Origin of the sequence: Vibrio sp. THAF64, assembly GCF_009363455.1 — a bacterium.
Taxonomy (GTDB): domain Bacteria; phylum Pseudomonadota; class Gammaproteobacteria; order Enterobacterales; family Vibrionaceae; genus Vibrio; species Vibrio coralliilyticus.
In genome coordinates this window covers 1,920,854-1,944,973 of sequence record NZ_CP045355.1, presented here as the reverse complement: position 1 = coordinate 1,944,973, position 24,120 = coordinate 1,920,854, and the positions used below count along the sequence as shown (strand labels likewise).

Genomic DNA, 24,120 nt, shown 5'->3' with positions numbered 1-24,120 from the left:
AATACATGGATTTGAGATGAAATTACTTTTTCAGTTGGCCCATAAACAACATAAAGCGCTCGCTTTGGTTATTTTGCTGAGTGTGGCAAGTGCCTTTCTCAGTATTGGCGTGATTGCTTTTATTCAATATGAACTGTTGAGTCAGACAACCAGTGTCCATAGTGCTATTTGGCAATTTGCTGGATTGCTGGTGCTGCTATTGATCACGGCTACCGTCGCGCAGGTGTCACTGCACAAGTTAGGCCACCAATTTGTCTATTCAAAGCGTTGTCAATTGGTTAAGCAACTGATCAACACGGATATTGAACAAATAGAAGATGTGGGTAGTGCTGGCGTGCTGGCATCGCTGAATACCGACATTCGCAACATTACGATTGCCTTCGTTACCCTGCCGGAAATGATTTACGGCTTGGTACTTACCGTAGTGGCATTGTCTTATCTCGCCTTTCTATCACTACCACTGTTTGGTGTAAGCCTTCTGATGTTAGGGGCGACTGGCATCATTGGATATGGATTGGTGACACGCATTACGTTTCACGTTCGCAAAGTTCGTGAGTTGGAAGACAAGCTTTATCACGACTATCAGGCCTTGATTGACGGCCGCAAAGAGTTATCACTCAACCCAAATCGCGCTCGTCGTTATTTTGAGGATGAGTTTGGTCCAAATGCCGCGGGTTATCGAGACGAAGTCACAAGAGCGGATATCTACAACGGTTTTGCTGCCAATATGGCTAACACGATTGTGCTGGCACTTATTGGTCTCAACTTTTATCTGGCGCTGGGTTTAGGCTGGGCTGGATTTGACGTTGCTTCTACCTTTGCTCTGGTCATTCTTTTTATGCGCATGCCACTTATGGCCGCGGTCGGTGCGCTGCCAGGTCTGATTAGCGCCAATATTTCTATGCGCAAGCTTGAATCTCTCGATTTAAGTGACAATGAAAACCTTGTTGAGGCTAACGAACAACCAGAAGTATTTGAAGGCATCGATCTCCAACAGGTGACTTACGAATACCGCGCTGATGGCGATGACCGTCCGTTTAAAGTTGGCCCAATCAATTTTAAAGCCTCAAAAGGTGAGATGATCTTCATCATTGGAGGTAATGGCAGCGGAAAATCAACGTTTGCTCGTTTACTGACCGGCCTTTATCGCCCGCATACAGGTAATGTTCTCTTGAACGGTCAACCTATGAGTGAGCTCAACTGGCCTCACTATCGCCAGCAATTTTCTACCGTATTCAGTGACTTCTACTTGTTCCATCAGATTACCAATGGACAAGGTCAAGACGTTCCAGAAGCCGATATCAAAGAGTGGATGGACCGTCTGGAAATGAGCCACAAAGTGACTCAAGAGAATGGTCGCTTGTCAGATGTTCGCTATTCACAGGGGCAGCGTAAGCGTCTGGCGTTGCTGATGGCCGTTGCTGAACAGCGAGGCTGCATGCTTCTCGACGAATGGGCGGCAGATCAAGACCCTCGCTTTAGAAAAGTCTTTTACCAACAGTTACTGCCTCTTCTTAAAGAGCGTGGCGTGACTGTAATCGCTATTACCCATGATGACCGTTATTTCGATGCGGCTGATCGCATCTTCAAAATGGACAGTGGGCAACTGACGGAACTGGATACTGCAGATAAATCACAAGCTCAACAAGCAGTAGAAAGTGTCGTCGCTTAACGAAACAACAATCCAGAAAATCAAAACAATAAAAACAACGATCTAGTTGAGGATATTATGAGTATTGACAGCCCAAACACAGAATTTACCGTCGTTATCAACCCGCAAGAACAGTACAGCATTTGGCCTACTTATCATCCAATTCCAAATGGATGGAAAGCCGTTGGTGTTACTGGCAACAAAGAAACTTGCCTTGCCCACATTAATGAAGTGTGGACTGACATGCGTCCGAAAAGCCTGCGAGAAGCGTTAGCTGAGTAATGTCACTCACTTTTGCTTAATTTTGGTGCCTACTGTTTAGGTACCTGACATTTAACAGTTTTTAGGTATATGTATGTCAGTGGATGATATCACGATGACTCCGGCCAATGGTGGTTGGGGTCCACTTTCTCATTCTCAGCAACGTCTGTGGTTGTTCCAGCAGCTCATGCCAGAAAGTATTGCCTACAATACGGGTGGCTTATTACGTTTGTCTGGAGAAGGTATCAGCAAAGAAGCCATATTTGAGGCATTCGATGCGCTGGTAGAACAGCAAGATGTTCTTCGGCTAAGACTCAAAGAACATGATGGCGTGCCTCTTCAACGAGTCTCAGATTCTGGTCCAAAACTGGAATTTGTTGACGCACAGAAATATTCTGACCCTGAAGCATTCGTGTTAAAAGATGCAGAAAGACGGGTTCGAGAGCCTTACATCATGGTCGGTGAAGCCTTGAATAGGGTGTGCCTATATCAAGTGAGTGACCAAGAGTTTGTGATGGGAGTAGCCGCTCACCACATTACAACGGATGCTTGGTCTTTACAGCTTGTTGTTCGCGCGTTGGTTGATCGCCTCGCTGGCAAGCCAAAACGTAAACTACGAGGCCAAAGCTTCGTTGAATTCGCTTCAATGCAAGGAAGTGAAGAGCATGAGGAGGCGATGCAGCAATGGCAAGCATTGAATCTAATCAGCGATGAACCTTGCGTATTGCCGGCTTCCAATCAGATCGACGCCAGTGCTTATACGGCTACACATATTGAAGAGTCATTGACTCTGGAAGAAACTGAGCGCGTGTCTGAAGCTGCGAAATCTTTTGGTGTCACACGCTTTGAAGTGCTTTCTACGGCTCTATTACTTACTCTGTCTAGCTACTCAAATCATGCGCATCCTTCGATCACTGTACCTGCCCTAAACCGAAACTCGAAAAGCCGAAGAAACATTGGTTTTTATGTCAATAATGCTGTACTAGGTTTGCAAGTTTCTCCTGAAAATACGCTTGCTGAATTGGTTGAGAGTGTCCGAACAAACCTGACAGAGTCAATGAAGTTCGAGCATTTACCTCTAGAGAAATTAGCAGGGCAACTTCCATTACCGACTGTTGCATTCAACTACCGCAGTCATGGTGACAAGCTGGTCGTAACTTCTGGAGAAATTCAGGGCTCATTCACAGAGTTCCCTCTCGCTGAAACACCGTTTGAATTGGTGTTGGATGCAGTAACGGGTGAGCAACTATCACTGCGACTTGTTTATGCACAAGAGAAGTTCACTCAAGCTCAAATTGACAGCATTTTAAGCACATACAAAAACGTTCTGAACCAGATCTGCCAATCTCCTCAACAGTCTCTAGCACGGACTAACGCGCTTTCTAGCTCAGACACAGTGGCCTTGGAAGCGCACTCAGCGGTACAACAAACATGGAATCCAGTGACCTTTATGGCGCTTGTGGCTGAGCAAGCAAAACTGCGTCCTGAAAAAGTTGCCTTAAAACATGGCCATAACACGCTGACTTACGCTGAGTTAGATGCTCAATCGAATTTAGTTACAGATTCACTGCATCAAAGAGAGGTTCAATCAGAAAGTGTTGTCGGTGTGATGATGGAGCGTGGTACCGATATGTTGGTCGCCATGCTTGGCATCATGAAAGCAGGCTGCGCATTCCTGCCACTTGATCCGGATTACCCTGCTGAGCGCATCAGCTTTATGCTTGAAGACAGCGAAGCTCAGCAATTACTGACTCAGCAGAACTTGATGGATAAGGCTCAAGATCTTTTCATCCGATCTGAAAATACTCAAGAGTGTATCGCTATTGAATCTTTGTTAGCAGCTGAGGTTCCAGTATCTGAGCCTAGTGAGTGTTCATATCAAGATATCCATTTAGACCAGTTGGCGTATCTGATCTACACCTCTGGTTCAACAGGTAAGCCTAAAGGTGTGGCAGTCAGTCATCGCGGACTGACAATGCATGTCCAGACGATTGGCGAGCAGTATGGCATGACGCCTGAAGACACAGAGCTGCATTTTGCCTCTATCAGTTTTGATGGTGCTGTTGAGCGTTGGACTGTGCCACTGGCGTTTGGCTCAACACTTATCATTCGAGACCAACAGTTGTGGACACCAGAAAAAACGACTCAAGTATTGGTGGACGAGAAGGTCACCATCGCTTGTTTCCCACCAAGTTATGCAGGCCCTTGGCTAGATTGGGTTGAACAAACTCAGCCAGACTTGTCTTTGCGCTCATTGACACTGGGTGGTGAGGCATTTACCCGAGATACGTTTGAACGAATTCAACGGGTGGTTAATCCACCTCGCATCGTCAATGGTTACGGCCCGACAGAAACGGTCGTTACTCCGATGATCTGGCGTGCTTATCCAGAAGATAAACTGGAAAGCTCCTACGCACCGATTGGTCAGCCTGTGGGTGACCGTAAGTTGTATGTGTTGGACGAGAACCTTAAGCAGGTCCCATTTGGAACAGTTGGTGAACTATACATTGGCATGGAATCTGGCCTTGCTCGCGGTTACTTGAAACGACCTGACTTGACCGCTGAACGTTTTATTCCGGATCCATTTACCGCTAACGGCGAGCGTATGTATCGCACTGGTGATTTGGTCCGATTCAGACAAGATGGTGTTGTTGAATACCTTGGCCGTGCCGATCAACAAGTAAAAATTCGTGGTTTCCGTATTGAGCTTGGAGAGATTGAATCTCGCCTACAGACGCTTGCTAATGCTGAGTTTTGTGCTGTTGTCGCACACGAGTCGCCAACAGGAAAGCGCCTAGTCGGTTACGTTCAATTGAGTGAAACAGAGCAAAAATCTGAATCTCAATGGCGTATAGAGTTAGCCTCCCAGTTGCCAGATTATATGGTGCCGTCACGCATCATTGTTAGCCAGACACTCCCTCTGACACCTGCTGGTAAGGTGGATCGTAAGCAACTATCTGCACCGGATTGGGATGAAGAACAGAAAGCGGGTGCACCGCTGGAAGGGGACATCCAATATCAGTTGGCAGAAATATGGCGTGAGCTCCTAAAAGTAGAGTCTATTGGTTCTGACAGCCATTTCTTTGCACTTGGCGGAGATTCAATTACCGCTTTGCAAATGGTAGGGAAGCTTCGTCAACGAGGTTTGATGCTGACACCAAAGCAAGTGTTTGACCATCCAGTACTCGATGAAATGGCGTTATGTGTTCTCGATAGCCAAATCAAACCAGCTGAACAAGGTGAGCTGAATGGCAAAGTAGCCTTGCTACCAATGCAGAAGCGATTCATTGAGAATTATCTGGATAAGAATGGTCAGCTAGAACTGTGCAACCAGTACGCAAAACTTAACTTGCCAGCTCCGGTTAATGCAGACGCGATTGTCCGAGCACTTAAGCAAGTGGTGCAGCATCACGATAGTTTGCGCCTTTCTTTCGAGGCTCCTAATACCACAACATCTGATGTAGCAGAGTGTCTAGCTGAATATGTGACTACCGCAGATTTTGCATTCCACCTTTATACCGAGCAGATAGACATCGATGCTGTGCAGAGTGCGATTAATCCGTCTGCTGGTAAGCAATTGTCGGTCGGCTTGAATATTGAGACGGGCGAAATGCTGGTTGCCGTTCACCACCTTGTCATTGATGCGCTTTCTTGGCCTGTGCTTATTCAAGATTTGCTGGGCAGTTATCAGCAAGAAATGGGGGTCGACTCTTATGCCTTCGCTTCTAAAACGCACAATCAGGCTGACTGGTATGAGGCATTAGAGAATCTACATATCAGTCATAAACAGTCCGAATTCTGGAATGCTCAGCGAGCAGAACGAGCTTTTGCTGAAGGTTCTGCTAAGGAGGGCGAAAGCAAAGGAATTCATAAGCACAGTTACCATTTAACCAAAGAGCTCGCCGAGCCACTGCTTGCATCGACTCAGGCCTTTGCCAGAATGAGCAAGGAGCAGACTTTGATGGCATTGTCTGCACTTGCAGTAAAACAAATAACCTCTGCAAATGAGATCGTCATTCATCGTGAAAGCCATGGTCGATTCAGTGAGTCGTTTGGATTGGATCTTTCACGCAGTGTTAACTGGCATACTGCGCTGTTCCCGCAAAAAGTTGTGCTAAGTGAGAGTATTAGTGAACTGTTAGCGAGTGTAAAAGATGGCTCACATGCAATCACCGATGGTGGCTTGAGTTACTCAGCTGGCGTAGCTCAGCAGCAATGGCAGTATCAAGACAATGTTGATGTGCTATTTAACTTCCTAGGCCGAGCAACGAAGGCTGATGTAAAAGGGGCTGAACTGGGTGAGTTTGGCTTATGGCGACCAGAAAATGCCAAAGCTGATGCCGCAATTGTACTGAATATCAGCGAAACTGATGATGGCTTTGACGTCGATTTGGAGTTTTCACTTTCTGCTCTGTCGAAATCTGAATGTGATGCTTATGTTCATCACTTAGAAGCGGCAATCAAAGCAATGACGGAACATTGCACGTCTAACTCAGCCGTTTTGACACAAGCTGATGCGCCAAACACTAACCTGAGTCTTGCTACGCTAAGCCATGTAAGTGATAACGCTCATCAACTTCCGAATCAAATACTACCGCTGTCTACGCTACAGCAAGGTTTGTATTTCCACGCTCAGCTATCGCAAGACACAAGTACCTACGTCAACCAAATTACCTTACCAATATTTGGCGCTGATGCTGGCCAGTTAGAAGAGGGTTGGAAAGCCTTGATGAAGCGTCATTCGATTCTACGTAGTACGCTGCATCAAGTAGAAGGTCAGACACACCTTTATGTTTGGGATGACCTTCCTATCACGAGCAGAGTCTTTGATGGGCGAGAGGAAGTAGGCTTTGAACTAGAGTCGTATAAACGTTCGCTCATTGAACAAGGTTTCGAACTGGAACAAGATGCGAGCGTACAGCAGCTAAAACCTTTGTGGCGAGTAGATCTAGTGACAACGGGCGACAATGAGATCGCTTGTATCTTCACGATTCACCACATTCTGATGGATGGTTGGAGCACTGGTGTTTTGCTCAGCGAACTGTTTGCCCACTATCAAAACATGAGCCTGCCTGTTGTCAGCCATAATTTTGCGGATTATTTAGAATGGGTTGTACAGCAAGAACCAGAAAGTGCTCAAGAGTACTGGCGTGGTTATCTGAATGGTGTAGAAGCGCCAACAATCTTGGTTGAACAATACGGTTCGAACACAGATAAACTAGGGCATGTGCGCCACAACGTGGACTTCAGTGCTGAGGTACTAAGTGGCTGGCAGTCTCAGTTGAAGTCATCTGGCATCACGCTGAATACTCTCATTCAGGGCGCATGGTTACTAACGCTTCAACGCTACACGGGTCAGTCTCAGCCTGTTTTCGGCAATACGGTTGCAGGTCGGCCATCGTCACTGGCAAACAGTGAAGCCATGGTTGGTCTTTTCATTAATACCTTGCCTGTTACATCAATGGTGAACTGGCAAGCGAAAACCGGTGAATGGCTTGCCGATATACAAGAGCAGGCGAGTGCACAGCGTGAATTCAGCCACGTCTCTTTGTCAGAGGTACAAGCACAATCTCCACTGGCTGGTGAGAATCTGTTTGATTCGTTGGTGGTCTTTGAAAATTACCCATTGGATGAGAGCCTGTTTAGTGAAACTGGCCTTAAAATTGGCGAGCCTGACAGTTATGAGTTTACGCATTACCCGTTAACGCTGGCGGTATTGCCAAGTGAATCATTACGTATTGTTTTTGCGTACGACTCAGCGAAATTCTCGCAGTCAGATATTGATGCGCTGTCAGCAACGATGTCTCATTATCTTGAGCAGCTTGTCGATAAGTTGACTCATAGCCTGAGTGATATTGATGTATTGGACGCCGAGCAACAGTCTCGCTTGTCCGGTCATGTAAAAGAGCCTGAACCCTGGGCTTACAAACCCTTCGCTGAACTGTTAAAAGAGCAGGTGCTTGCACAACCAGATAGTGAAGCGCTTGTGGCGAATCCTCTTGGGGGAACGGCCTTATCAACTAATGGCTCGGAACGGCTTGCTTTGACATACCAACAGCTGGATAACTTCAGTGATGGTGTGGCTGCTGAGCTAATTGCGCGCGGTATTCAACGAGATCAGCGAGTTGGTGTAATGTTTGCCCGTGGCGCAGACATGCTGGTGGCAATGATCGGTGTCTTGAAAGCCGGAGCTGCATTCCTACCTTTAGATCCTTCATACCCTCAAGACCGACTGGCCTACATGGTTGAAGATAGCGATGCTCAATGGCTGATTTCTGACGGTAGTTCGCAACAATTGGCAAGTGAGATTTGTCAGCCAGATAACATCATTGCGTATTCTGAAATCGACCTTCAGCAGCCTCTTTTAAATCGCCCTGAAATTTTGGAAGAGCAGCTGGCGTATGTGATCTATACCTCCGGCTCAACGGGTAAACCTAAAGGTGTGTGTGTTTCTCATTCAGGTCTGAGTATGCACGTTCAAACTATTGGCCAACGATATGGCATGACACCAAAAGACATCGAGCTGCACTTTGCTTCGATCAGTTTTGATGGTGCCGTTGAGAGATGGACTGTCCCTCTGGCCTTTGGTTCAAAGCTGGTGATTCGAGACCAGCAGCTTTGGAGTGCTCAAGAGACATGTGAAGTGCTTGAGCGTGAAGCCGTGACCATTGCGTGCTTCCCGCCAAGCTATGTTGGACCACTGCTAGAGTGGATTGAGGTTGAACAGCTAACATTAGCCGTACGCTCTTGGACTCTGGGTGGTGAAGCCTTTACACGAGAGACCTATTTCAAGCTTCAGCAGGTACTGAATCCGAAGCGCATTATCAACGGATACGGCCCGACGGAAACAGTCGTGACGCCAATGATCTGGCAGGCTTATCCTGAAACGCCACTAGAAAGTGCTTATGCGCCTATCGGTACTGCTGTCGGTGCACGTAGTCTGTATGTATTGGACAGCAACCTTCGTCCGGTTCCGTCTGGTGTCAGTGGCGAACTGTACATTGGTGAAGAAGTTGGCTTAGCTCGCGGTTATCTAGATCGTCCAGATTTAACGGCCGAGCGTTTTGTTCCCGATCCATTTGCGAATAATGGAGAGCGCATGTACCGCACTGGCGACTTAGTTCGCTGGCGCGAAGATGGTGTGATGGAGTATCTGGGGCGGGCAGATGACCAAATAAAAATTCGAGGCTTCCGTGTCGAATTGGGTGAAATCGAGTCACGATTACAGAGTATCAGTGGCAGTAAACTGAGTGCTGTCACCGCCTTTGAAGGTTCAGCTGGAAAATACTTGGTCGGCTACGTAGAAGGTCAGGCTGACCTAATAAACGGCGATGATATTCTCGCTCAAATGGCGAAAGTACTGCCTGACTATATGGTGCCTTCACAGCTTGTAGTCATGGAGTCAATGCCGTTGACGCCAGCAAGTAAAGTCGACAAGAAAAAACTGCCGCAGCCTGACAACCATGTTCAGCACAAAGCCTATGAAGCGCCAGAAGGTGAGGTTGAACAGCTTCTGGCACAAGAATGGCAAGCCTTGTTCGGGCTAGAGAAGGTAAGTCGTAATGATGATTTCTTCGCTCTGGGCGGTCAGTCATTGCTCGCTACCCAGCTCGTTGGACGTTTGCAGCAAAAACACCAGATTCGTCTTTTACTTCAGAGTGTCTTTGATTCTCCAGGACTAGATGTGATGGCAACTCAGTGTACATCGCTCAAAGAACCTGCAGTCACGATCAAAGCAGTGCCGCGCATGGAATACATGCCAGTGAGCGCTTCACAGAAGCGTTTATGGTTTGTTCAACAGCTGATGCCTGAAAGCTCTGCTTATCACATGCCGCTTGGACTTAAGTTAAAAGGCGAAGTGAATAGAGAGTGGCTAGAGCAGTCGTTGCGCACTGTGATAGGCCGCCATGAAGCTCTGCGTACCAGCTTCATGCAGGTAGATGGCGAGCTGATGCAGTCTATCCATTCTGATGACGATGTAAGTCAATTTGCATTAGAAGAATACTCAGCTGATGAGTTCTCTAGCATAGAGGAGCAGCGCCTTAACTGGATCGGTGAAACCTTTGATTTGTCATCGCCTTCATTATTGAGAGCATACTTAATCAAGCATTCAGAACAGGAATTTGAGTTACTTCTGGTTGTCCATCACATCGTCTCTGATGGCATTTCGATTCAAAACCTAATGCGAGAGCTGTCGGCTGTTTATTCGTCATACAGTCATTCTGGACACTTTGAGTCAAGCGTAGAGACTGTCGCGCTGGATTACGCCGATTACGCTAGCTGGCAGCAAGAATGGTTAAAGTCAGATAGCGCCAAAGAATCACTTTCATGGTGGAAAGCGACGTTAGCGAAAGATATTGAGCCGCTTGTTCTCCATAGCGATGTCGCGAGAGACCAGCTCGAAACCACCGGTCAGCGTCATCACTTCACTCTGACCAAGCAGCAGGTCAACGCGATTGAGACTCTTGCTGCACAAAGCGCAACGACTCCTTTTAACGTTATGTTAAGCCTGTGGCACTTATTGCTTCACAAGTATTCTGGGCGTGATGAAATTCGAGTTGGTATTCCTGTCGCAGGTAGAACACAGCCAGATACTCAGCAGATGCAAGGCTGCTTCATTAACAACTTGGTGATCCCTGCGCAGTTAGACGCGGCAATGAGTTACGACAATCTGCTCCAAGACACAAAACGTTTTACTGAGCAGGCGTTGACGCATCAGGATGTGCCATTTGAGGTATTGGTAGAGTCACTTGGCGTGACGGGTAATTTGCAGCACCATCCGTTGTACCAGACGAGTTTCAACTTCCAACGTATTGAGCGCTCAATTCTCGCTGAATGGGGAGGATTACAAGCAGAAGCGTTTGATCCGGGCGTGGTTGCGGCTCAGTTAGAGTTGAGCTTAGATGTTCAGGCCTATGATGACGGCGAATGGAGTGGTTTTGTTAACTACGCAGCACCAGTATTCGATCAAACGTTTGTCGAAGCGTTACTTGGTCACTGGCTCAAGCTGCTTGAACAAGTTGCCTTGAATCCCAACGCGACGCTGTCTGAACTCAAGTTGGTTGATTCTGACGAGTTCGCACAAATTGAAGCATTCAACGCGACGAAGAAATCATGGGGTGAAATGCTCCCTCCGCCAGTCGCTGTTGAAGCTCAAGCACAGCGCACCCCTGAGGCGATTGCTTTGTCCATGGGTCAGCAGTCAATGACTTACGCTGAATTCGACAGCAAAGTTAATCAGTTGGCTCAGTGGCTACGCCAACAAGGTGTGGGCGAAGAAACCAGAGTCGGCCTTGGTTTACCACGCTCGTTTGAACTAGTAATTGGATTACACGCGATTACTCGTGCCGGTGGTGCTTATGTGCCATTAGACCCAAGTTATCCAGCAGAACGTTTGAATTACATTCTTGAGTCTGCGGACGTATCCATCTTACTGACCGATAGTGAGACCTTGCCACAATGGCCAGAAAATCCTCAATGTCAGTATGTGGCGCTAAATCAGGCTGAGATCTTACAGCAAGTCAACGAGCAGAGCACTGAGGCTCCAGTGGTAAATTGGCAGGCTGAACAGTCGCTGTATGTCATCTTTACTTCCGGTTCTACAGGACTACCAAAAGGCGTGGTAAATACCCAGTCGGCACTGCACAACCGTTTGGCTTGGATGCAAAACGAGTATCAGTTAGATGCCAGTGACTGTGTCCTTCAGAAAACACCGTTTAGCTTTGATGTCTCTGTATGGGAGTTCTTCTGGCCGCTTATGTATGGTGCAAGACTAGCGATTGCTGAGCCAGATCATCACCGACAACCTGAGTTATTGCATAACACCATTCGCGAGCAGGGCGTAACGACGATCCATTTCGTTCCTTCGATGCTTCATGCGTTTGAAAGTGAAACGGATATTGGAGAGTGCAGCAGCCTGCGCCGTATTATTTGTAGCGGTGAAGCCTTACCTGCTGAGTTGACAGAAAAAGTGTTGACGGGTGCGCCAGATTGTCAGCTGCATAACCTTTATGGTCCGACTGAAGCGGCTATCGATGTGACTTACTGGCAATGTGAATTGCCTGTCGGTAAGCGCATCCCGATTGGTCATGCGATTAGCAACACTCAACTTCATGTATTGGATGATTGTTGGAATCCAGTCCCAGTCGGTGTACCTGGTGAGCTATACCTTGCGGGTGATGGCCTCGCGCGTGAGTACCTATCCAGACCGGATTTGACCGCCGATCGCTTTGTGCCAAATCCTTTTGCGTGCGAGCAAGATGGAAACATCGGTTCTCGTATGTACCGCACCGGTGACCAAGTGGTCCGCATGCCAGATGGCAGACTTGAATATCTGGACCGATTAGATCATCAGGTAAAAATTCGTGGGCTTCGTATTGAGCTGGAAGAAATTGAGAATGTTCTTAACCAACATGATGACGTCGATGAATCGGTAGTCATTGCTTATGAACATCAAACAGGTACGCAGCTTGTCGCTTACGTGGTTTGCGGTGAGTGGAATTCAGAAAAAGAAACCGCTGCTAAAGCGCACTTGAATGATCACCTTCCCGACTACATGGTTCCTGCCATCTACGTTGCACTGGATGAAATGCCTCTTTCACCAAATGGCAAGCGTGATCGCAAAGCGTTGCCTTCTCCAGAGTGGAGTAAGGTGGAATATCGCGCCCCAGAGAGTGAATTGGAAATTTGGTTTGCCAATACATGGCAGCAAGTCCTTGGCTCAGAAAAAGTCGGCTTAGACGATAACTTCTTTGCGCTCGGAGGCCATTCTCTGTTGGCTACACGTATCGTCGCTCAAGCACAAAAAGAGCTCGACTTAGCGATCTCATTAAAAGACTTCTTTGCTGCTGGGACGCTACAGGCGCTAACGGATGCACTTCAGTCTCAGTATCAGGCAAACAATGAACAAGAACAGGATGAACTCGACGCCATGGCAGCACTAATGGACGAGTTGGAATTGTTATGACCCAAGAATCAAATTCAAAAGCACAACAAAAACCAAAAATAGACAAATTTGCATTAGCAAAACGTTTTCTAAACCTTGGCGAGCAAGAGCAGGCGAAATTTATCGCTCTGCTTGATGCCAAAGGAATGAGCTTTGAAAAGCTACCGATTGTCTCAGCAGAAGAGGTGCGTGATGTGCCTCTTTCTCCGGCGCAGAAACGACTTTGGGACATCTACCAGCTTGATGCTGGTAATAGTGCTTACCATATCAGTGGTGGTTTTGAGCTCACTGGTGATCTCTCTACCGACAAAATGGAACTGGCGCTTGCTGAAGTCATGAGCAAGCACCACGCCTTGAGAACACGCTTTGTTGTTTCGGACCAAGGTGAACCGAAGCAACATGTTGACCAGCACTGTATTGCTCACGTTGAGCTTAAAGATGCTAGGCACTTAACGGAAAGTCAGCTGGGCGAATGGACAGCTGAATTTATCGCTAAGCCGTTTGATTTGCTTCATGAGATGCCAGTGCGAATGGCGTGTATTCGTGCATCTGAAGACAAAACCCATGTGATCATCGTGATGCACCATATCGTCTCTGATGGCTGGTCTATCGGATTATTTATGCGGGATCTGGTCACCGCCTATCAGGGTGAGTCTCTAGAGCCATTGAGCATTCAGTACAGCGACTTTTCTGTCTGGCAGGATGCACTGCTAAAAGCGGGCAAAGGGGATGAGGATCTTCAATTCTGGCAGCAAGAGTTAGGTGAGAAGCAGCCACAAAAACTGTTTGAATGGACGGGCGATATTACGCCTAATCAGCGTCGAGAAGCACAGCAGGTAAGCCTTAAATTTGATAGTAATGTTTCTGAACATATTGCGCGCCTTGCAAGGCAAAATAACGTCACCACTTCGAGTTTCTGGCTAGCCATTTGGCAGGCTGCGCTGTTCAAGTTGACAAGACGTAACGATATCAACATTGGTATGCCAATGGCTAACCGCGCCCGACCAGAAGTATCTAATGTTATTGGCTTTTTCGTAAACACTAATGTGGTTGCGCAAAACGTACAACCTGAGCAGAGCTTTGGTCAAATCATGGCTAGATCTCACAGCAAAGTGCTAGAGATTCAGGAACATCAACTATTGCCGTTCGATCGTGTGGTTTCTTCATTGCTGACGGAAAGGTTGGTTGGCGAAACGCCTTACTTTCAAGTGTTGTTTAATCATCAGGTCAATCAAACCGAATCGGTCGAGTTTGCTCCGGGTGTAGCGGTAAAGCCGCTGGCACTTAAAGGCAACTTCGCACTGTTTGATGTCGCTTTGGATGTGTTGGAATCTTCGAGCAGCACTCAGGTAACGCTGACCTATGCCAAAGATCGTATCGACCCCGAGATGATGGTTTCGCTTACTAGTACTCTGAACCTGTTGGTCTCGCAAGCAGAACAAAACCTGAATACACCATTGGCTGCGCTTAACTCACTGGATCAGGCTCAACTTGCCAGATTATCGGAACTGTCGCAGCCAGAAGGTGAGTGGCGTTATCAACCAGTCACTGAGTTGTTCGATCTTCAGGGTTTTGAGCAACCGTCAGCCATTGCATTAAAACACGGCCAGCAAAGTGTCTCGTTTAAACAGCTGGAAGAAAAATCGAACCAGCTGGCGAGCCAGTTAGTGGAACAGGGTGTCGTTCGCGACCAAGCTGTGGGCGTTCTTTTCGAGCGCGGCAACGATATGATCATAGCGATGATCGCCATTATGAAGGCTGGTGGGGCGTTTCTACCACTTGACCCTGATTATCCGACCGACCGATTGGCTTACATGATCGAGGATTCTGCTGCGAGCTTGGTCATCAGCGATCAATCATTGCGCTCACGTTGGGAAGAGATTAACTCACACGTCCTCTCACATTCGGATCAGGCGGCTTCAGTTTCACCGCTTTATATGGATACGTTAGATTGGCAAGGTCTCTCAAAAGCCAAGCCAGAAGTAAAACTCTTGCCAGAGCAGTTGGCTTACATCATCTACACATCAGGGTCGACGGGTAAACCTAAAGGCGTCGCGATTGCCCATGATGGCCTGAGTATGCATGTGCAGACGATTGGTGCTCAGTATGGGATGACGCAAGATGACGTTGAACTCCACTTTGCTTCAATCAGTTTTGATGGAGCAGTAGAGCGCTGGACAGTGCCATTGGCGTTTGGTTCTCGTTTGGTGATTCGCGATCAGCAACTTTGGAGTGCGGAGAAGACCTGTGAAGTCCTCAAACAGGAAGGGATTACGATAGCCTGTTTCCCTCCAAGTTATGTCGGGCCTTTATTGGACTGGATTGAGACGACTCAGCTTCAGTTGAATGTACGTTCCTGGACTTTGGGTGGTGAAGCCTTTACTCGGGAAACCTATGACCGGTTGCAATCTGTTGTAAACCCACCGCGTATTATCAACGGCTATGGGCCAACAGAAACTGTGGTGACACCAATGATCTGGCGTGCTTACCCACAGGATAAGCTGACCAGTGCCTATGCACCTATCGGTCAACCTGTTGGGGCTCGTAGACTTTATGTGTTAGATGGTTTGCTTAACCAAGTTGTCGAAGGCTCAGTCGGGGAGTTGTACATTGGTGAAGAAGTCGGCCTAGCACGTGGTTATCTGGGTAAGCCCGATATGACCTCAGAAAGATTTATGCCGGATCCATTTGCCAATAATGGCGAGCGCATGTATCGCACGGGTGATTTAGTTCGTTGGCGAGAAGACGGTGTCATGGAGTATTTTGGCCGTGTTGACCAACAGATAAAAATCCGTGGATTCAGAATCGAACTGGGCGAGATTGAATCAAGGCTTCAGCAAATATCCGGTGTCGAGACTTGCGTGGCTGCGGCGCATCGTCATGGTTCTATGACCCACCTTGTGGGGTATCTACATGGCGCAAATGCAAACAAGGCTGATAGCGTTTCGATATTATCTGAGCTTGCTGAGCATCTGCCTGAGTACATGGTACCAGCGCATCTCGTGGTGCTAGATGATTTGCCGTTAACTCCAGCAGGTAAGGTGGATAGAAAAGCACTGCCGGAACCAGAATTCAAATCTGAACTGTCGCAAGGTTTACCACCAGAAGGAGAAAAAGAAACTCTCCTTGTTGAGATTTGGCAAGAGCTACTGGGTATTAATTCTGTCAGCCGAGAAGACAGCTTCTTCGCGCTAGGTGGAGACTCTATATTGAGCCTTCAGCTAGTGAGCAAATTGAAACTAGCAGGCCTCAACGTATCTCCAAGGCAAGTATTCCAAGCGCCAGTACTGAGCGAGTTAGCACAAGTACTTGAAGCAGCAGTTGAGCAAGAGCAAAGAGAGTTACCAAAAGAACCATTTGGTCTGATGCCAATTCAGGCTCATTTCATGGCGCAAAACTTTGCTCAGCCAAACCACTGGAACCAGCACGTGTGTGTTGAGTTGAAGCAGGATATGGATATTCAGGCACTGGATACTGCGCTTAAAGGGTTAGTAGAGCATCATCCTGCGTTGAGATTGTCGTTTTCTCAAAATGAGGGTAAATGGCAGCAGCAATACGTCGAGAATGTTTCCCATGCTCTTCTATGGAAAACTCAGCTAAACAGCTTAGAAGCATTCGAAGTGTTCGCTCACGAGTTGCAAGCAAGCCTTGATATCGAAGCAGGCCGACTGATTCAAGCAGGCTACGCTCAAATCGAGGGGCAGAAATCTCGCTTGATGATCGTAATTCATCACCTGGCTGTAGATGGCGTCTCATGGCGAGTCCTGATGGATGACTTATGGCGTGCTTATCAGCAAACGCTTTCAAGTGACGAAAAGTCAAAGAAAACAGTTGAGCTACCACCTGTTTACACCTCTTTGGATATGGCGGTAGATAGCCTCAACAACTGGGCATCAACAGAACAGGGCAAAGCTAGGAAAGCCGTTTGGAACGAACAAGCTTTCCATGTGGAAAATACACACGCTAAAGCAATCTATGGCAACAAGCGCTCACTCAAGGTTGAGCTAAGCCGTGAGGTGACGTCGGCTTTACTGAGTTCTGAAAACATCACAGTTGAACTTGTTTCTGCTTTGGCAGCAATTGTGGGAAGCAACGAAGATGGTCAAAGCGTGTATCTAGAAAGTCATGGTCGTGACGAGTCTGTCTTTGAAGGGTTAGATCTAAGCCGCATGGTGGGCTGGATGACGAGCCTCTATCCGATGACTTTGAATACCTCAGATTCTCGAGATGATATCGCCGAGCGTATGGCGCTATTGAGCCAAGACTCAGGCATTGGCTATGGACTGCGCTACTTAGAGGATGAGTCTCAAGAACAAATTACGCAGCTAACATTCAATTACCTAGGGCAGTATCAAGGCAATAGTTTTGCTCATTGGTGCCAACCAGTGTCGTCAAACTCGCGTGATCAAGCAGATGATAATACTATGTTGACGCCCTTGGTCATCAATGCCCAAGTTGTGGATGGTGTATTAAGCGCTGATTTTGAATATGCAACGAGTCATTATTCGAAATCAGATATCGAGATCAAAGCAAATGCATGGCAAGAAAAACTTGAATCGATACACTCGGCATCTAAATCGCAAAAAGGCGAGGGGATAGCAGCCAAAGCTGACCTTAAATTGATCGAAAAGCTTAATACCGATGTTGAAGGTAGTGCTCCTGTATTCTGCATTCACCCAGTGACAGGCCGAACAGTTGGCTATCAGAAACTGGCTCAAGCATTGGCGGGCAAACGCACCGTTTATGGTGTTCAGTCTCAGAGTTTCGTCTATCCAAATCGCTTTGACATTTCGTTTAGCGCAATGGCTGATACTTATTGCGCGACTATTCGTCAAATACAGCCATTAGGGCCTTACACATTGATTGGTTGGTCGCTTGGTGGCGCGCTCTGTCAAGAAATCGCAGCTCGCCTCGAAGCAGCAGGTGAAAGTGTTGCTTTCCTCGGGCTATTGGACTGCTATGTGCCGGGCACTGAAATTGCCGAAGATCAATGGGAATCACCAACAGCAAAAGCCAAGCTGATTGGGCATCTAGAATTGCTCTTGGGTAAGTTATCGGAAGGGCAAAAGCAAAGCTGTCTTGCAGGGTTTGACCAATCATCACCGGATAAATGGCCAAACGTGTTCTCATCATGGTTAGCGTCACAAAACTTTGATCACTACCTGTCGGAAAGTGCACAGCAAATGCTTTACAGCTGGGCGGTAGAGCAGCACATGAGAGCGCTGTGTCATGAGTATCAGTTACCTGAAATCAATACCAAACCAACCGCATATTGGGCAGGGCAACCTGAAGGTCGACACAAACTGCTGAGTTCGGAATTGTCGAAAGTTAACGCTCAGTTAAGCAGTGAAGTGCTGGATACGGATCATTTAGGAATAGTGCAAGACAGTACGCTTATCGAGAAATTACGCCACTTATTAATAATCAATACATTATAGATCCATAACGACTAATTTATAGATTCCATTTTTCTATAAAACTCGTTACACTCCATTCGCACTCGAAATGCTAATGATAATGGTTATCATAATTATTAATATAATATTCGGTAAAACCGAGAGTTAAGGAGAAAGACATGAATCGGCAGTTTATGCTGAGCCCGGCTTGTTTGGCAGTAGCGTTCGCTCTGTCTGCTGGCGTAGTTAACGCAGCGGAAGACGAAACAGTAGTGGTAGTAGGTCAAGAGCACGATAGTGCCGTAGGACCAGATTTCAGTTATCTAGGACAAAAAAGTCGTACAGCAACCAAAACAGATTTAGCAATCCATGAAACGCCACGAGCTGTTTCTGTTGTTACTCGCGAACAAATGGATGACCGTGCGTCAATCAGCATCTCAGACGCACTTCAGTACACCCCAGGTATTCAAGCTAATTTCTATGGTGAGGATAACAAACAAGATTGGTTTGTTATTCGTGGTTTTACACAGGCGAATAACGGACTTTACCAAGATGGCACACGTCTATATTCAGCAGGTTTCTACAGTTGGCAAATTGACCCGTTTGCTCTAGAGCGAGTTGAAATTCTTCGTGGTCCTGCATCTGTTCTGTACGGACAAAACCCTCCGGGTGGCTTAATCAATACCGTCAGCAAACGCCCTCAATTTGATGGTGGTTCCGGTCAGGTTGCTGTTGAGTATGGCTCTTATGATAGAACTCAAATTAGCTTGGATGTAAATCATGAGCTCAATGAAGATGTTGCTTTTCGTCTAGTCGCTATGGGCCGTAAGAACGGCACTAAAGTGGATAATGTCGATGCTGAGCGTATTTTAATTGCTCCTTCCTTAGCGTGGAATATCAACGACAAGAGCAGTATTACATTCCTAACTAGCTATCAAAAAGATGATTCTGATCCATATCTACAGTTTTTGCCTGTCGAAGGTACATTAACAAGCAACCCTAATGGCAAAATTGCTGATGATGTGGCTCTGGGCAACCCAGACTGGGAAAAGTTTGAACGTGAACAGTTATCCTTGGGCTATGAGTTCGATCACCAGTTCAATAGCGCTTTGAGTTTTGGGCAATCTGCTCGCTATAGTCGAATGGATATTGATTTACGTCAGATGTTTTTTGCCGGCTATTCAGCGGATGCTACTTTCCAAGGCCTTAATATCGGTGCTCTATTGGACCCCACGGGATCACGCCAAACTATTTCACGAGGTGCATCTATTGAAAAAGGGCAGTCTGATGCTTTCAATATTGATAACAGGTTAGTTTATGAGTTTAAAACTGGTGATTTTAGCCATACTTTACTAACAGGAATTGATTATCAGAGTATAGATATAGACAGCAAAACGTTTGCAGACAATCCAACTATAGCTAATGGTAATGAATCTAAAACTATACCTGGCGTGGGGAGCATACCTGACCCAACCTTCAATATCTTCAACCCTAGTTATACAAATAACATTGTATTGCTTAACGGCGTAACCCAAGTCACCGAAGACGATATGCAAACAACAAGTACTAAGAACAGCCAGCTTGGTTTCTACGTACAAGATCAGATTAAATATCACAACTGGGTGTTCCAAGCCGGTCTACGATATGACGATACGTCAAACGAAGATAGTAACCAGTCCACAGGAAAAACTTACAAAGCTGATTACGAAGAATGGACCTCTAGTGCGGCCGTTGCCTACGTTATGAACAATGGCTTCACTCCATATGTGACTTACGCGCAATCTTTTGAACCAGTCATTAAGACAGTGGACAATCAAGCTGCTAAACCAGAACGGGGCGAAGCAATTGAAGCAGGTGTGAAGTATCAACCGAGAAGCTTTGATGGTTACTTTAACTTTTCTGTCTATGAAGCCACTAAAAAGGATGTTGTCCAATCGGTTAATTCAGAAATCAAGCAAATCGGGGAAATACGTAACCGAGGTATGGAACTTGGTGCGGTAGCGAATGTTACTCAGGCTCTTACTTTGATTGGTAACTTATCTTACGTTGATTCTGAAATCAAAGATGATACAAACTCGGCCATAATAGGCAATCAACCCCAGCAAGTGGCTGATACTACAGCTTCGGCTTGGGCTAAATACCAGTTCTTTGGTGGTACTTTTGAAGGCCTTAGTATAGGCGGTGGTTTGCGTTATACAGATGACACATATGCTGGTAATGATAACGTAAACACAGTTCCTTCATATACACTTTACGATGCAACGGTTAGCTACCGAATTGATGACTATAAGTTTCAAGTCGCAGCGAAAAACATCTTTGACAAAGAGTACATAGCAACATGTACGAGTAATACTTGGTGTTACTACGGTGACCGCCGCAATGTTATCGCGAGCGTGAGCTATGACTGGTAACAGCGATGCCCTCAACACTCTGCCCTTTGGGCAGAGTGTTCAGCAACAAGGGGATACATGTTGCGTTGAGATGCCAAGCGGTCAGTTAACACTTAGCAAGGAAAGTGGTGGTTATTGGCGTGTAACCAGCAGTGCCATCAACGATAAGGAAGTAGTTCAAGCTTTTGTCCTTATGCTTGAACACCGAACGGATATTCGTTGTATTGATCTTGGCGAGTTTACTTTCTCATCATTAAACGACTTCACTCATGTTACAGGTGAAGGTATTCGCTTGGTTTGGCGAGAAGCTTTGCTGCAGTTGCCAGAACTTTGGCTAAAGCAGCAGCGTCGCGCTATTCCACATAAGCAGATTCTTGCTTCTAATGGCTACCATCCTCTTCGCCCAAGACCTCAAAAAGGTGAGCTATACAGCCGCTACATTCCTGAGCTAGAGCAGACGCTGTCTCTGGTTGGGCTAGATGTAGAGCAGCATGCTGAGCTGTTTTCAAAATGGCAAAACAGTGAACGAGTGGCTGCGTTTTGGGAGCAGACAGGCACTTTAGAAGAGCATAAAGCTTATCTAGAGGAGCAGTTGGTCAATGATAAAAACCAGCTCTTGATTGTGTGCCTCAATAACGAACCCTTTGCTTATATTGAAGCCTATTGGACGAAAGAAGATCGCATCGCGCCGTATTATGCAGCAGGCGATTACGATCGCGGTATTCACATGCTTGTTGGTGAAGAGCATCACCGTGGCAGTCACAAGGTCGCCGCTTGGCTTCCTTCAGTATGCCACTTCCTTTACCTGTCCGATCCAAGGACAGAGAAAATCGTCAGCGAACCAAGAGCAGATAACGCCAAGATGATTGGCTATCTGCAGAAATTCGGTTTCGCCAAGTTAAAAGAATTCGACTTCCCTCATAAGAGGGCAGCTCTAATGTGTCAGTTGAGAGATACCTTCTTTAGCGATTGCTTTTAGTATCGCAACCCAGTTTTAGGGTGTCTCGGGGATAGAGAGCCAAAGAGCTCAACGGAAAAACATGAGGTTACAAAAATGACAGACCAGATTAAGGAATATGATGTGCTTGGCGTGGGCTTCGGCCCTGCTAACCTGTCAATTGCGATTGCGTTAGAAGAGACGGCGCAGAACCAAGAATTAAGCTACTGCTTCCTAGAGCAGAAATCTCATTTCGAATGGCATGGTGGCATGTTGCTAGATGGCACTCGAATGCAGATTTCTTGTTTGAAAGATTTGGTGACGCTGCGCAATCCAACCAGCCCTTATTCCTTTGTGAACTACCTACATTCACATGACCGCTTAAGTTCGTTCATCAACTTGGGCTCTTTGCACCCTTCACGCGTCGAATTCAATGACTACCTGACTTGGGTTGCAAACCAGTTTGATTCTGTCGTGACCTATGGACAACGCGTTATCGACATCGAACCGATTGAAGTCGATGGCGAAATTACGAAAGTTCGCGTTGTCTCAACGGATATCAACGGCAACCAAACAGTACGTATTGCGAAAAACCTATTGATTGGTATGGGTGGTATGCCGAAGCTTCCAGAGCTGTTTAACGGCCTGAGTGACGAGAAGGTGATTCATTCATCGAAATACAAGGTGTGGCGTGAACAGTTTAATGCTGGTACGGAGACACCTAAGATTGCGGTTGTCGGTGCTGGTCAAAGTGCTGCCGAGATCTTCGTTGACCTGACAAACCGTTATGAAGAAGGTGAAGTTCACTTAGTGAACCGTAATTTTGCTCTACATCCAGCAGATGACAGTGCATTCGTTAACGAGATCTTTGACCCTGAGTTCACAGATCACGTATACAAGAGCACCGATGAAGAGCGTAAAACCATCCTTTCTCGCTTCAATGGTACAAACTATTCAGTTGTCGATACAGAAGAGCTTAGCGCGATTTATGAGCGTCTATACCTTCAGCGCGTGACTGGCGAAGGCAAGCACCAACATCTACGCTGTCATGATATTCAAGAAGTAGGGCAGAAAGAAGGTAAGATTGCGCTTCGTTATAATGATCGCATTCATAGCGAGCAAAACTGGCACGACTACGATGCGGTTGTCCTTGCTACTGGCTATCGCTACGATCAGTTCAACCAAATGTTGAACAAGCTAGAACCACTAATGTCGGACAAGCAGGTTGAGCGTCATTATCGTCTACCAATGCAGGAGTCTTGCAAAGTGAATGTATTCCTTCAAGGCTGCTGTGAATCATCACATGGTCTGAGCGATACTTTGCTTTCTGTTCTGGCAGTGCGTTCGAAAGAGATTGTAGACTCGCTATTTGCGAACTTTGAAACAGAAAAAGTCGCAGAAGAAGCATAAAGCATCAAACAGACTATAAGGGCCGTAACATAAAGTGTTACGGCCTTTTTGTTTTTGGGTTACTTATTGATAATTAGGAGCTTAATGAACAAAAATATGCCTCATAACTAAGAGGAATCAAAGAACTGTGAGCGAGCTCTGACGGTTGTTTCTTTATCACGCCTATGTTTGTGCTGGTTGTAAAACCACTACTTTAAACACAACGTTGGTCCAGAGGCTTTTATGAAGAAGAAAATAATAACTACCGTTCTACTTAGTGCTCCTATTTCGCTCAATGCAGCAGAGTTCCCACGATTGGATGAAGCACTACCCAGTTTGATTGATATATCGGCTCAGGTTCCTGTTTTCGATTGGGATGGTGATGGTTGCTATCCCGCTGCGGGTGTAAGCCGTAATGGAGAGATGAATCCGGGGTTGAAACCAACTGGTGCGCTCAATGGAAGTTGTAGAGATGCAGGCTTTCTCGATATTTCAAATACCCTTCACCGTTACGCTTGCATACAGGGAAGTGATGGGCAGGAGTACTGTGCTCAAGCCTATGACACCTATTATGAAAAAGATCAGGCAATTCCGGGGATTGGATTAGGGGGCCATCGCCATGACTGGGAATCAGTCATCATCTGGACAATTGATGATGCTGTCGCATATGGTTCAGTGAGCTGTCACGGCGATTTGGAAACTAAGCCAAGAGAACAATTACCAATGGAAGGCGAACATCTAAAAGTGGTTTACCACAAGGATGGTATTTTGACCCATTGCATTCGTTTTGCCAAAGACAATGAGGTTGCAGAAAATCACTATGGACAATTTGTAACGCCGCCAATAACTTCTTGGTATGAACTGTCAGGTGACAACCTCTCCAATGAAGCTATGCGCAATAAACTCAATAGCTTTGACTATGGAAAAGCGTCAATTAAAGTGAAAGACAGCTCTTTTCTGACCCACATTAATCAGTGGCGACCAGCTGGGTTCCCGCCATTTACCCAGCAAAGTGTCGAAGCGTCCAATCCTTATTAAACGTAGTAAATTGAATGGCCTAATTCGTATTAGGCCATTTCTCTTCTTCTATGCGTGATTCAGCATGTTCGGTCAAATTGAAAAATTGACACAATCTTCATGAAGCAATTAAT

General features: G+C 46.5%; 8 protein-coding genes. All 8 read left to right on the top strand.

All coding sequences use genetic code 11. From position 1 onward, the window contains the following. Nucleotides 1–16 precede the first annotated feature (16 nt). The 8 genes from FIU99_RS08865 (at nt 17) to FIU99_RS08830 (ending at nt 24,007) form a co-directional block, all read left to right on the top strand. A complete protein-coding gene (locus FIU99_RS08865) occupies nt 17–1,672 on the top strand; it encodes a multidrug ABC transporter permease/ATP-binding protein (RefSeq protein ID WP_006962379.1) in 1,656 nt (551 codons plus the stop codon). A 57-nt stretch (nt 1,673–1,729) separates the two neighbouring features. Continuing rightward, nucleotides 1,730–1,933: an MbtH family NRPS accessory protein gene (locus tag FIU99_RS08860; RefSeq protein ID WP_006962378.1), complete on the top strand. Its 204-nt coding sequence runs from the start codon at nt 1,730–1,732 to the stop codon at nt 1,931–1,933. A gap of 73 nt (nt 1,934–2,006) precedes the next feature. Beyond that, nucleotides 2,007–12,878: a non-ribosomal peptide synthetase gene (locus FIU99_RS08855; RefSeq protein WP_152472189.1), complete on the top strand. Its 10,872-nt coding sequence runs from the start codon at nt 2,007–2,009 to the stop codon at nt 12,876–12,878. Beyond that, on the top strand, nt 12,875–18,295 hold the full coding sequence (locus FIU99_RS08850; RefSeq protein ID WP_039952460.1) for a non-ribosomal peptide synthetase: 5,421 nt from the start codon (nt 12,875–12,877) through the stop codon (nt 18,293–18,295). Before FIU99_RS08855 ends, FIU99_RS08850 begins: the two co-directional genes overlap by 4 nt. Before the next feature lie 137 nt (nt 18,296–18,432). Continuing rightward, entirely contained in the window at nt 18,433–20,664 is a 2,232-nt protein-coding gene (locus tag FIU99_RS08845; protein ID WP_152472188.1) for a TonB-dependent siderophore receptor, read from the top strand. Next, entirely contained in the window at nt 20,654–21,622 is a 969-nt protein-coding gene (locus tag FIU99_RS08840) for a GNAT family N-acetyltransferase (protein ID WP_006962376.1), read from the top strand. The genes FIU99_RS08845 and FIU99_RS08840 overlap by 11 nt, the downstream gene beginning before the upstream one ends. 75 nt (nt 21,623–21,697) lie before the next feature. Continuing rightward, nucleotides 21,698–22,990 (top strand): lysine N(6)-hydroxylase/L-ornithine N(5)-oxygenase family protein, encoded by a 1,293-nt coding sequence (locus tag FIU99_RS08835; RefSeq protein WP_038159101.1) that lies wholly within the window; start codon nt 21,698–21,700, stop codon nt 22,988–22,990. Nucleotides 22,991–23,212: 222 nt separating this feature from the next. Continuing rightward, nucleotides 23,213–24,007, top strand: coding sequence for an NPP1 family protein (locus FIU99_RS08830; RefSeq protein ID WP_006962374.1), 795 nt, complete (start codon nt 23,213–23,215; stop codon nt 24,005–24,007). Nucleotides 24,008–24,120: the final 113 nt, after the last annotated feature.

Excerpts from the sequence above, each read along its gene's own strand:
- FIU99_RS08830 (WP_006962374.1), top strand. The coding sequence starts at position 23,213 with ATGAAGAAGAAAATAATAACTACCGTTCTACTTAGTGCTCCTATTTCG.
- FIU99_RS08860 (WP_006962378.1), top strand. The coding sequence starts at position 1,730 with ATGAGTATTGACAGCCCAAACACAGAATTTACCGTCGTTATCAACCCG.
- FIU99_RS08865 (WP_006962379.1), top strand. The coding sequence starts at position 17 with ATGAAATTACTTTTTCAGTTGGCCCATAAACAACATAAAGCGCTCGCT.
- FIU99_RS08850 (WP_039952460.1), top strand. The coding sequence starts at position 12,875 with ATGACCCAAGAATCAAATTCAAAAGCACAACAAAAACCAAAAATAGAC.
- FIU99_RS08835 (WP_038159101.1), top strand. The coding sequence starts at position 21,698 with ATGACAGACCAGATTAAGGAATATGATGTGCTTGGCGTGGGCTTCGGC.
- FIU99_RS08845 (WP_152472188.1), top strand. The coding sequence starts at position 18,433 with ATGAATCGGCAGTTTATGCTGAGCCCGGCTTGTTTGGCAGTAGCGTTC.
- FIU99_RS08840 (WP_006962376.1), top strand. The coding sequence starts at position 20,654 with ATGACTGGTAACAGCGATGCCCTCAACACTCTGCCCTTTGGGCAGAGT.
- FIU99_RS08855 (WP_152472189.1), top strand. The coding sequence starts at position 2,007 with ATGTCAGTGGATGATATCACGATGACTCCGGCCAATGGTGGTTGGGGT.